The 10796-nt window shown below is 67.9% G+C and carries 13 protein-coding genes; 10 read left to right on the top strand and 3 right to left on the bottom strand.

The genetic code is table 11. The features are described from left to right. Positions 1-10 precede the first annotated feature (10 nt). Complete coding sequence (dcd, locus tag N7640_RS21765; protein ID WP_279902339.1) at positions 11-577, bottom strand: dCTP deaminase; 567 nt, start codon at positions 575-577, stop codon at positions 11-13. A 271-nt stretch (positions 578-848) separates the two neighbouring features. On the opposite strand from dcd, the gene N7640_RS21770 reads away from it, so the two are divergent. Then, the gene (locus tag N7640_RS21770) at positions 849-1346 is read left to right on the top strand and encodes a hypothetical protein (RefSeq protein WP_279902338.1); all 498 of its coding nucleotides are present in this window, start codon (positions 849-851) and stop codon (positions 1344-1346) included. Between the two features lie 3 nt (positions 1347-1349). On the opposite strand, the gene apbC is transcribed toward N7640_RS21770, so the two are convergent. Then, positions 1350-2444, bottom strand: coding sequence for an iron-sulfur cluster carrier protein ApbC (gene apbC / locus N7640_RS21775; RefSeq protein ID WP_279902337.1), 1095 nt, complete (start codon positions 2442-2444; stop codon positions 1350-1352). Positions 2445-2613: 169 nt separating this feature from the next. Between apbC and metG the strand changes: the two genes are divergently transcribed. The 8 genes from metG to N7640_RS21815 all read left to right on the top strand — a co-directional run bounded on the left by metG (position 2614) and on the right by N7640_RS21815 (position 9674). Beyond that, positions 2614-4650: a methionine--tRNA ligase gene (metG, locus tag N7640_RS21780; protein ID WP_279902336.1), complete on the top strand. Its 2037-nt coding sequence runs from the start codon at positions 2614-2616 to the stop codon at positions 4648-4650. 121 nt (positions 4651-4771) lie between these two features. After that, positions 4772-5320: an Rnf-Nqr domain containing protein gene (locus N7640_RS21785; protein ID WP_279902335.1), complete on the top strand. Its 549-nt coding sequence runs from the start codon at positions 4772-4774 to the stop codon at positions 5318-5320. Between the two features lie 151 nt (positions 5321-5471). Continuing rightward, on the top strand, positions 5472-6617 hold the full coding sequence (gene rsxB, locus N7640_RS21790) for an electron transport complex subunit RsxB (RefSeq protein WP_279902334.1): 1146 nt from the start codon (positions 5472-5474) through the stop codon (positions 6615-6617). Further along, positions 6598-7602, top strand: a complete 1005-nt coding sequence (locus N7640_RS21795; RefSeq protein WP_279902333.1) for an RnfABCDGE type electron transport complex subunit D — start codon at positions 6598-6600, stop codon at positions 7600-7602. Before rsxB ends, N7640_RS21795 begins: the two co-directional genes overlap by 20 nt. Beyond that, positions 7599-8198: an RnfABCDGE type electron transport complex subunit G gene (locus tag N7640_RS21800; protein WP_279902332.1), complete on the top strand. Its 600-nt coding sequence runs from the start codon at positions 7599-7601 to the stop codon at positions 8196-8198. The genes N7640_RS21795 and N7640_RS21800 overlap by 4 nt, the downstream gene beginning before the upstream one ends. Continuing rightward, positions 8195-8749: an Rnf-Nqr domain containing protein gene (locus tag N7640_RS21805; RefSeq protein WP_279902331.1), complete on the top strand. Its 555-nt coding sequence runs from the start codon at positions 8195-8197 to the stop codon at positions 8747-8749. The genes N7640_RS21800 and N7640_RS21805 overlap by 4 nt, the downstream gene beginning before the upstream one ends. Further along, positions 8746-9384 carry an endonuclease III gene (gene nth, locus N7640_RS21810; RefSeq protein WP_220815087.1) on the top strand — a complete coding sequence of 213 codons (639 nt, stop codon included), beginning with the start codon at positions 8746-8748 and terminating at the stop codon, positions 9382-9384. Before N7640_RS21805 ends, nth begins: the two co-directional genes overlap by 4 nt. Before the next feature lie 107 nt (positions 9385-9491). Beyond that, a complete protein-coding gene (locus N7640_RS21815; RefSeq protein ID WP_220815088.1) occupies positions 9492-9674 on the top strand; it encodes a hypothetical protein in 183 nt (60 codons plus the stop codon). Positions 9675-9831: 157 nt separating this feature from the next. Here the strand turns inward: N7640_RS21815 and N7640_RS21820 are convergent, their stop codons facing one another. Next, the gene (locus N7640_RS21820; RefSeq protein WP_279902330.1) at positions 9832-10077 is read right to left on the bottom strand and encodes a hypothetical protein; all 246 of its coding nucleotides are present in this window, start codon (positions 10075-10077) and stop codon (positions 9832-9834) included. Between the two features lie 169 nt (positions 10078-10246). Here N7640_RS21820 and N7640_RS21825 point away from each other — a divergent pair, with 169 nt between their 5' ends. Next, positions 10247-10780: an iron transporter gene (locus N7640_RS21825; RefSeq protein ID WP_279902329.1), complete on the top strand. Its 534-nt coding sequence runs from the start codon at positions 10247-10249 to the stop codon at positions 10778-10780. Positions 10781-10796 lie beyond the last annotated feature (16 nt).

Genomic DNA, 10796 nt, shown 5'->3' on the forward strand with positions numbered 1-10796 from the left:
GCTCCAGCGATCAGGTCTTCGGCAGGGTTACGCCGGTCTGGCCCTGGTACTTGCCGCCCCGGTCCGCGTAGGACACTGCGCAAGCCTCATCGGACTGCAGGAACAGCATCTGCGCCACGCCCTCGTTGGCGTAGATCTTCGCCGGCAGGTTGGTGGTGTTGGAGAACTCCAGGGTCACGTGGCCTTCCCACTCCGGCTCCAGCGGGGTGACGTTGACGATGATGCCGCAGCGCGCATAGGTGCTCTTGCCCAGGCAGATGGTCAGCACGTCGCGCGGGATACGAAAGTATTCGACGGTACGGGCCAGGGCGAAGGAGTTTGGCGGGATGATGCAGACGTCGCTGTTGATGTCGACGAAGCTCTTCTCGTCGAAGTTCTTCGGGTCGACCACGGCCGAGTGGATATTGGTGAATACCTTGAATTCGGCGGCGCAGCGCACGTCGTAGCCATAGCTGGAGACGCCGTAGGAGATCAGGCGCTCACTGCCCTCGGTGCGCACCTGGCGCTCGACGAAGGGCTCGATCATTCCGTGTTCCTGGGCCATGCGGCGAATCCACTTGTCCGATTTGATGCTCATGGCGGCGTCCTGAAAGCAGTGGCTGAAAAATGATCGCGCATATTACCGGGGTCACAGCTTCGCGCAAAGGCCGTCCCGGCCGGCTGCACGCATATCCTAGATCCCCGTCATCCCCGCGCAGGCGGGGACCCAGAAACACCGCGCATGGATTCTCGCGTGCGCGGGAATGACGGAATTCACAGGCTCTTCACCCGATTGCAAGGGCCAGTCGACGGAACGGGGCCGCGGGCCTTAAGCTGCGCGCCTGCTCAATCCACGGAAGGATACCCTCATGTTCAGGCTCGCCCGTTCCACGCTCTACCTCAAGCTCGGCGCACGGCGCCTCAGCGGCCTGCACCTGCCCTCGGGCAAGGCATTCGACGAGCTGCCGATGCTGGCCATCGAGCACGCCCGCGACGGCTCGCGCAAGGGCGTCGCCATGGGCACCGAGGCCCTGAAGCTGCAGGAGCGGTCGGAAATCCGCATCGTCAACGGCTTCGATCACCCACGCACGCTGCTGGCCGACTTTCCCGTCGCGGAGCAGACGATGAAGCTGTTCCTCCGCCGCTGGCGCCCGCGCTTTCCCTGGAACCGCCCTCCCGTGCTGGTCCTGCACCCACGGGAGCGCCTGGAAGGCGGGCTGACCCAGGTGGAAATCCGCGCCTTCACCGAGCTGTTCACGGCCAACGGCATCCGCACGCTGTATATCTGGACCGGCCGCGAGCTGACCCCCGAGGAACTGCGCGACCTGGCGTTCCCCACCGCAGAGGGAACGCTGATCGCGCACTGAGGCTCAGTCGTCGCTGATCTCGATGATCGGCATGGCGCCGCTGCCCAGGCCGCCCTGGGCGATGCGCGCGCCAACGCTGCGGGCCGTGGCCTGGTAGATCATGGCGATCTGGCTCTCGATGTCGGCCACCACGGTCGGCTTGCCGCCGTCAGCTTGCATGCGGATGGCCATCGACAGCGGCAGCGAGGCCAGCAGGTCGACGCCGTATTGGGCGGCCAGCTTCTCGCCTCCGCCTTCGCCGAACAGATGCTCGGCGTGACCGCAGTTGGAGCAGATGTGCACGGCCATGTTCTCCACCACGCCCAGCACCGGAATGTTGACCTTGCGGAACATCTCCACGCCCTTGCGCGCGTCCAGCAGGGCCAGGTCCTGCGGGGTGGTGACGATCACCGCGCCGGCCACTGGCACCTTCTGCGCCAGGGTCAGCTGGATGTCGCCGGTGCCCGGCGGCATGTCGACGATCAGGTAGTCCAGCTCGTCCCAGGCGGTCTGGGTCACCAGCTGCAGCAGCGCGCCGGAGACCATCGGCCCGCGCCACACCACCGGGGTGTTGTCGTCGGTGAGGAAGGCCATGGACATCACCTGCACGCCGTGGGCCTCCAGCGGCACGAAGAACTTCTGGTCGCGTACCTTGGGCCGGGTGCCCTCGGGGATGCCGAACATGATGCCCTGGCTGGGGCCGTAGATATCGGCGTCGAGAATGCCGACGCGCGCGCCCTCACGGGCCAGCGCCAGGGCCAGGTTGGCCGCGGTGGTGGACTTGCCCACCCCGCCCTTGCCGGAGGCCACGGCGATGATGTTCTTCACCCCGGCCAGCGCCGGCACCTGCTCCTGGGCCTTGTGCGGCTCGATCACCACGTCCACCTGCACCTGGGCCGACTCCACGCCGTCCAGCCCCTCCAGCGCCATCTGCAGCATCTGCGCCCAGCCGCTCTTGAACAGCCCGGCGGCATAGCCCAGCTCAAGGCGCACGGCGACCTTGCCGCCCTGGATGTCGATTTCGCGCAGGCAGCCGGCGGAAACCGGGTCCTGGTTCAGATGGGGATCGGTGAACTGGCGCAGGCGGGCTTCGACCGCTTCGCGGGTGACGGCGCTCATGGGCAACTCCGAAAGACTGAGCAAAACAGGCGGGCATCTTACAGCAGGGCGGAAAACCACCGTAGGTCCTTTTCGCCGCAGCGGGTCATCGGGGCGCGCGGGTGAAAAAAAACCGCCGCGCCTATATAGTGGCCGACTTCCCTCGGTTCACCTGTACGGCCCGCTCACCATGTCCGAAGCCCGCAAGATACTCGTCACCAGCGCCCTGCCCTACGCCAACGGCTCGATTCACCTCGGCCACATGCTCGAGTACCTGCAGACCGACATGTGGGTGCGCTTCCAGAAGCTGCGCGGCAACCAGGCCATCTACGTCTGCGCCGACGACGCCCACGGCTCGGCCATCATGCTGCGCGCCGAGAAGGAAGGCATCACGCCGGAACAGCTGATCGACAACGTGCGCGCCGAACACATGGCCGACTTCGCCGACTTCCTGGTGGACTTCGACAACTACCACTCGACCCACTCGGAAGAGAACCGCGAGCTGTCCGCCGCCATCTACCTGGCGCTGCGCGACCGGGGCCACATCGCCACCCGCGCGGTGACCCAGTACTTCGACCCCGAGAAAGGCATGTTCCTGGCCGACCGCTTCATCAAGGGCACCTGCCCGAAATGCGCGGCCGAGGACCAGTACGGCGACAACTGCGAGAAGTGCGGCGCCACCTACGCGCCCACCGAGCTGAAGAACCCGAAATCCGCCATCTCCGGCGCCACCCCGGTGCTCAAGGAGTCCCAGCATTTCTTCTTCAAGCTGCCGGACTTCGAGGCCATGCTCAAGCAGTGGACCCGCTCCGGCACCCTGCAGGAGGCCGTGGCCAACAAGATCGCCGAATGGCTCGACGGTGGCTTGCAGGAGTGGGACATCTCCCGCGACGCGCCCTACTTCGGCTTCGAGATTCCGGACGAGCCGGGCAAGTACTTCTACGTCTGGCTGGACGCGCCGATCGGCTACATGGCCAGCTTCAAGAACCTGTGCGCACGCCGCCCGGAGCTGGACTTCGACGCCTTCTGGGGCAAGGACTCGACTGCCGAGCTGTACCACTTCATCGGCAAGGACATCGTCAACTTCCACGCCCTGTTCTGGCCGGCCATGCTCGAAGGCGCCGGCTACCGCAAGCCGACCGCGGTCAACGTGCATGGCTACCTGACGGTCAACGGCCAGAAGATGTCCAAGTCGCGTGGCACCTTCATCAAGGCGCGCACCTACCTGGACCACCTGAACCCGGAATACCTGCGCTACTACTACGCCTCCAAGCTCGGCCGCGGCGTGGACGACCTCGACCTGAACCTCGAGGACTTCGTGCAGAAGGTCAACTCCGACCTGGTCGGCAAGGTGGTCAACATCGCCAGCCGCTGCGCCGGCTTCATCCACAAGGGCAATGCCGGCGTGCTGGTCAACGCCAACCCCGAGCCTGAGCTGTGGCAGGCCTTCCAGGCCGCCGCGCCGAGCATCGCCGACGCCTACGAGGCCCGCGACTTCTCCCGCGCCATGCGCGAGATCATGGCCCTGGCCGACCGCGCCAACGCCTGGATCGCCGACAAGGCGCCCTGGGCGCTGAACAAGGTCGAGGGCAAGCAGGCCGAGGTGCAGGAAATCTGCGCCCTGGGCATCAACCTGTTCCGCCAGCTGGTGATCCTGCTCAAGCCGGTGCTGCCGAACCTGGCCCGCGACGCCGAGGCCTTCCTCAACGTCGCTCCGCTGGGCTGGACCGACCTGGCCACGCCGCTGGCCGACCACCAGCTGAACCCGTTCAACCCGCTGCTGACCCGCATCGAACCCGCGAAGATCGAAGCCATGACCGAAGCCTCCAAGGAAGACCTCGCCGCCGAAGCCTCCAAGCCCCAAGGCAATGGCGAACTGGCGAAAGACCCGCTGGCCGCCGAGATCAACTTCGACGCCTTCGCCGCCGTGGACCTGCGCATCGCCCTGATCGAGAAGTGCGAGTTCGTCGAGGGCGCCGACAAGCTGCTGCGCCTGTCGCTGGATATCGGCGACGAGAAGCGCAACGTGTTCTCCGGCATCAAGTCCGCCTACCCGGACCCGAGCAAGCTGGAAGGCCGCCTGACCCTGTACGTGGCCAACCTGGCACCACGCAAGATGAAGTTCGGCGTCTCCGAGGGCATGGTCCTGGCCGCCGGCCCGGGCGGCGAGGAAATCTACCTGCTCAGCCCGGACAGCGGCGCCAGGCCCGGCCAGCGGGTGAAGTAGCAAGCTGCAAGCTGCAAGCTGCAAGCTGCAAGCTGCAAGAATCAGTGTACAGGCTGAAACTCCGTCAAATGCTTTTCCGCTTTTACTTGCAGCTTGTGGCTTGCGACTTGAGGCCGCCTCTATGACCGACTTCCTCTTCGCCCTGATCGGCGCCGCGCTGGTCAGCAACCTGATTCTCGGCCTGCCGCTGGCCGCCGACGCCCTGCGCCATGCCCGCGTCCAGGCCCTGGGCCCGGCCGGCGCGCTGCTGATCCTGTTCGCCGCGCCAGTGTCCTGGCTGGTGCAGCAGGCACTGTCGGCAACGGGGCTGGCCTACCTCCACCTGCTCGCCTGCCTGCCGTTGCTGGCCGGTCTGGGCTGGCTCTCCCTGGCCCTGCTGGCGCGCCTGCGCCCCGCGCTGGACCTGACCGGCCTGTGGCCGCTGCTGCTCGGCAACGGCCTGGGCGCCATGGTCCTGGCCACAACCCTGGACGATTTCGCCAGCTCGATGGCGCTCGGTATCGGCGGCGGATTGGGCTTCTGGCTGGTGCTGCAGCTGATGAGCGACCTGATCGAACGCACCGGGCGCTGCGACGTGCCCGCCGCCTTCCGCGGCGCGCCGATCCTGCTGGTGGTCGCCGGCCTCACGGGCCTGGCCTTCCTCGGCTTCGGCGGCCTGGGGGCGGCATGAACCAGACGATGCTCCCGGTGCCTGTTGCTGGCGCAATCCTGCTGTTGTGGGAGCGGACTTGTCCGCAAGCTTCTAGCTGCCATTACCCAAGCTTCGCGGCCAAGTCCGCTCCCACAGGTGCGCTCCCCCGAGTGTCTGCGGGTGCATGGCCATGAACAACGCCCTGCGCATCGACGCGCGCGTCCAGGCCATCGACGCCCTGCTGCCGCAGACCCAGTGCGGCAAGTGCGGCCATCCGGGCTGCAAGCCCTACGCCGAGGGCATCGCCGCCGGCGAGGCGATCAACAAGTGCCCGCCCGGCGGCACCGCCACCATTCACGCCCTGGCCCAGTTGCTCGCGGTGCCGGAACTGCCGCTGGAACTGCCGGAAGTACCGCCGCAGATCGCCCTGATCCGCGAGGCCGAGTGCATCGGCTGCACCAAGTGCATCCAGGCCTGCCCGGTGGACGCCATCGTCGGCGCGGCCAAGCTGATGCACACTGTGATCCGCGACGAATGCACCGGTTGCGAACTGTGCGTGGCGCCCTGCCCGGTGGACTGCATCGACATCCTGCCGCTGGCCGCCGCGCAAGCGCAGCAGCAGCGCGAGCGTGCCGACCAGTTCCGCCGTCGCCACGAGGCCCACCTCGCCCGCCTTGCGCGCGACGAGGCCAGGCGCCAGGCCGAGCGTGCCGCCCGCGCGCCCGTCGTGGTGGTGGCCGCTCCGACGCCGCCACCGGCCGGCGGTGACGACGCCTACAAGCGCCTGAAGATCGAGGCGGCCATGGCCAAGGTGGTGCTGGCCAAGGCCGAGAAGCAGCTGGCCCAGCGCGGCAATCCCGAGCTGCAGCGCCAGGTGGACGAACTGCGCCGCGCCGCCGAGCGGGCCCAGCAGGCCTTCGACCAGGCCACCCCGCCGGCCCCGGCCGCGCCCAGCGCGGGCGTCGCCGCGCTCAAGCAGGCGAAGATTCAGTTCGCCCTGCGCCGCGCCGAGCTGGACAAGGCCCTGCGCCAGGGCGCCGACGACGCCACGGTGCAGGCGCTGCGCCGGGCGCTGGACGCCGCGGCGCAGGCCCTGCATGCCGCCGAGGACGCCAGCGGCAAGCCGGCGCCCGAGCTGGTGCGCGTCGACAAGCGGCCGGTCGATCCCGCGCTGCGCGAGCTGAAGACCGAGCACGCCTATGCCCGCGCCGAGCTGCAGCGCCTGGAGCGACGCCTGGCGGCCAACGCCGCGGCGGTCGAGGCCGACGTCCTGCAGCGGGCCCGCCAGCGTCTGGCAGATGCGGAGCGACGCCTGCATGACCACCAGCAGCCCTGAACTCACCTTCGACCCGCGCCCGGCCATGCAGCGGGTGCTGCTCGCCTGCCTGCCCGGCGCCATGGCCCTGCTCTGGTTCAACGGCTGGGGACTGCTGATCCAGCTGCTGCTGGCCGCCCTTACCTGCTGCGCCTGCGACCTGCTAGCCCGGCGCCTGCGTGGCCGGCCACGCCACGACGGGCGCCACAGCCTGTTCGGCCAGCCGCTGCTGGCCGAGGGCAGCGGCCTGGTCACGGCCTTGCTGCTGGCCCTGGCCCTGCCCGGCTACGCGCCCTGGTGGCTGACAGTCGCCAGTGCCGCCTTCGCCAGCCTGTTCGGCAAGGCGCTGTTCGGCGGCTTCGGCCACAACCCGTTCAACCCCGCCATGCTCGGCTACGCCTTCGCCCTGGTGGCCTTCCCGGCGCAGATGGTGCACTGGCCCGCGCCGGGCGGCGGACACGACCTGCTGGCCGGCCTGCAGCAGATATTCGCCATAGGCCCCGGCCTGCCGGACGGCTGGAGCCAGGCCACCGTGCTGGACAGCCTGCGCCACAACGACCGCCTGACCGTCGACGAACTGTTCGCCAGCCACCCTGCCTTCGGCGGCATCGGCGGGCGCGGCGCGGAATGGGTCAACCTGGCGTTTCTCGCCGGCGGCCTGTTCCTCCTGCAGCAGAAGACCATCCGCTGGCAGGCGCCGGCCGGCATGCTCGGCGCCCTGTTCGTCGCCAGCCTGCTGTGCTGGAACGGCTCCGGCTCGGACTCCAACGGCTCGCCGCTGCTGCACCTGTTCAGCGGCGCCACCATGCTCGGCGCCTTCTTCATCGTCACCGAGCCGATCAGCGGCGCCGACAGCCCGCGCGGGCGGCTGTACTTCGGCATCGGCGTCGGCCTGCTGACCTATGCCATCCGCACCTGGGGCGGCTACCCGGACGGCCTGGCCTTCGCTGTGCTGCTGATGAACCTGTGCGTCACCCGCCTGGACCGCCTGGGAGCGCCGCGATGAAGCGCACCGCGCCGCTGCTGCTGGCGATCGCCCTGCTCGGCGCCGGGCTGCTCGCGCTGCTCCAGCACTTCGCCGCGCCGCGCATCGAGGCCCAGCGCCAGGTCGCCGCCGAGCGCGCCCTGCTCGACCTGCTGCCCGCCGGCAGCTACGACAACCGTCCGCTGCAGCAGCCCATCGCACTGCCAGCCGGAGGCCTGCTGGGTAACGCCCGCGCGCAGCAGGGCCATCTCGCCACCCTCGGCGGCCGGCCCAGCGCCGTGTTGCTGCCGGTCGACGCGCGCGGCTACGAGGGGCCGATCCGCCTGCTTGTAGCCATCGACGCGGATGGCCGGCTGCTCGGCAGCAAGGTGCTGCAGCAGCAGGAAACCCCAGGCCTGGCCGACCTCCTGACGCCCGAGCGCGCCCGCTGGCTGCGCGGCTTCGACGGCAGGACGGCGACCGACGGCGAAGCCGCCTGGACCCTGCGCGCGGACCAGGGCGAAGTCGACCAGATCGCCGGCGCCACGGTCACCTCCCGCGCGGTCACCGAGGCCCTGCGGCGCGCCCTGCGCTTCTTCGATGCCGAGCGCGACCGGCTGCTGGAGACCCGACCATGAAACGAGCCCTGCCACTGCTCGCCCTGGCCCCCCTGCTGGGCGCCACCGACCTGCTGGTCAAGGGCCTCGGCATCGGCGTCGCCGGCCTGCTGGTGACCACGCTCTGCGGCCTGGCGCTGGCGCCCCTGCGCGGGCGGCTGGCGGGCAACGCCCTGCTGCTGGCGGCCCTGCTGCTGGGCGGCATCCTGGCCAGCGCCGCCAGCCTGGTCCTGCAACTGCTCAGCGCCGAACTGGCGAGCGCGCTGGCACTGTTCCTGCCGCTGCTGATTCTGCCCTGCCTGGCGCTGGCCCTGGGCGATTCCACGGGCGCCCTGGCGGGACTCCGGCCCGGCCTGCTGTTCGCCCTGGCCGCCGTGCTGCTCGGCGCGCTGCGCGAGACGTTCGGCCATGGCAGCCTGTTCGCCCACGCCGACTGGCTGCCGGGTCCGGCGCTCAGTGGCTGGCAATGGTCGAGCGGCATGCCGTTGCTGACGCACGCCGCCGGCGCCTTTATCCTGCTCGGCCTGTTGCTCGCCCTGTTCCGCCATTTCAACCAAGACGACGCCCGATGAACGCCGCCAAGCGCTACGAGATCTTCCGCCGCCTGCGCGAAGACAACCCCGAACCCAGGACCGAACTGGCCTACACCACTCCCTTCGAGCTGCTGATCGCGGTGATCCTCTCCGCCCAGGCCACCGACGTGGGCGTGAACAAGGCCACGGCCAGGCTGTATCCGGTGGCCAATACCCCGGAAGCCATCCATGCCCTAGGCGTGGAGGGCCTGAGCGAGTACATCAAGACCATCGGCCTGTACAACAGCAAGGCGAAGAACGTCATCGAGACCTGCCGCATCCTCGTCGAGAAGCACGGCAGCCAGGTGCCGGACAACCGCGAGGACCTGGAGGCGCTGCCCGGCGTCGGCCGCAAGACCGCCAACGTGGTGCTCAACACCGCCTTCCGCCAGCCGACCATGGCGGTGGACACCCACATCTTCCGGGTCAGCAACCGCACCGGTATCGCGCCCGGCAAGAACGTGCTGGAAGTGGAGAAGAAGCTGCTCAAGTTCGTGCCCGGAGAGTTCCTGCTGGACGCCCACCACTGGCTGATCCTGCACGGGCGCTACGTCTGCCAGGCGCGCAAGCCGCGCTGCGGGGCCTGCCGGATAGAGGATCTGTGCGAATACAAGGCAAAGACTTCGGACGATTGACGAGCCATTGAATCGACCAATGCGTCGATTGAAAAAATCTTTTTTACCGACCCCTGCTTTGCCGCTATAAGGTGCGCCATCAGCCTCCGAACCTTTGGAGTGGGCCTATGAGCACCGGCAAAGAAGAACTCGAACTCGAAGACGATTTCGTCGCCGAAGACAGCGAAGACGCTGGCGAGCGTACCGTGGAGGTCGCCAAGACCAACCTGACCAAACGCCGCATCATCGACAACCTGCTCGACGAGCGCCGCCTGCAGAAGCAGCTGAGCGACTACGACTACGATTTCTGAGCCTTCGGCCACCCTCTCGCAGAGGGACTGAATCCAATCCACACCCTGCCCCGGCAGGGTGTTTTTTTGGCTCCGTCATTGGCTGTGGCGGTATTGCCGTAGGGTGCGCCGTGCGCACCGGCAAGCCCATGTACGTCCTTGGTGCGCGCGGCGCACCCTACGGAGCATGAGCGCTCTGCCCTTCGCCAAGCCCTGCCAAGCGCTCCTCCAGCCCCACCAGGGCGTGGTTGATGGAGATGCAGTTGTCCAGCATCTCCTCCATTTTCGGTTGCAGTTCGAGGGTGAGTTCGGAGACGCCGCTGCGCAGGAACCAGCGCGACATCAGCTGCATCGAGTCCGCCAGGGCGACCTGGTTCTGGTGCAGCAGCCATACGACGGCGAGCAACGCTTGCTGATCTTTCACCTGTCGGCTCCGGGAAATTGGCCTTCGCCAAGATCGGACGTAGGCGGCGAACATGCCATACCCCGATGGTGATACCTCTCTCTCTTCATAAAAATTGACGAGAATCATTATCGATAATCCTCAACCTTCCTACGCTGGCCCGGTCATCTCCGAACCGGAAACCCAGCGCATGAAGACCTCTACCCTGCTGCCCCTGATCGCCCTCTTCGCCGCCGCCTCCGCCAGCGCCAAGGAATACCCCATCGGCGAGCCCCAACAGTGCGCCGGCATGGAGGTCGGCGCCGTGTACCTGCAGCCGATCGAGATGGACCCGCCCGGGATGATGCGCCCGGCGACCGAGTCCGACGTGCACATGGAGGCCGATATCAGCGCCCTGGAAAGCAACCGTCACGGCTTCCAGGAAGGCAGCTTCGTTCCCTATCTGTCCATCAGCTACACCCTGCAGCGGGTGGGCAGCGACAAGCTGATCCAGGGCGAATTCCACGCCATGGTCGCCAGCGACGGCCCGCACTACGGCGACAACGTGAAGCTGGATGGCCCCGGCAAGTACCGGCTCACCTACCGCGTCGCCGCGCCCGGTGGCGGCCATCACGCCTTCGGCCGCCACACCGACAAGGAAACCGGCGTGGCGCCCTGGTTCGAGCCCTGCGAGCTGGAATACAACTTCACCTACGCCGGCATCGGCAAGAAAGGTGGCTACTGAGCAGCGGCGAGCCAAT

This window comes from Pseudomonas sp. GD04015, from assembly GCF_029837675.1.
Classification (GTDB): domain Bacteria; phylum Pseudomonadota; class Gammaproteobacteria; order Pseudomonadales; family Pseudomonadaceae; genus Aquipseudomonas; species Aquipseudomonas paralcaligenes.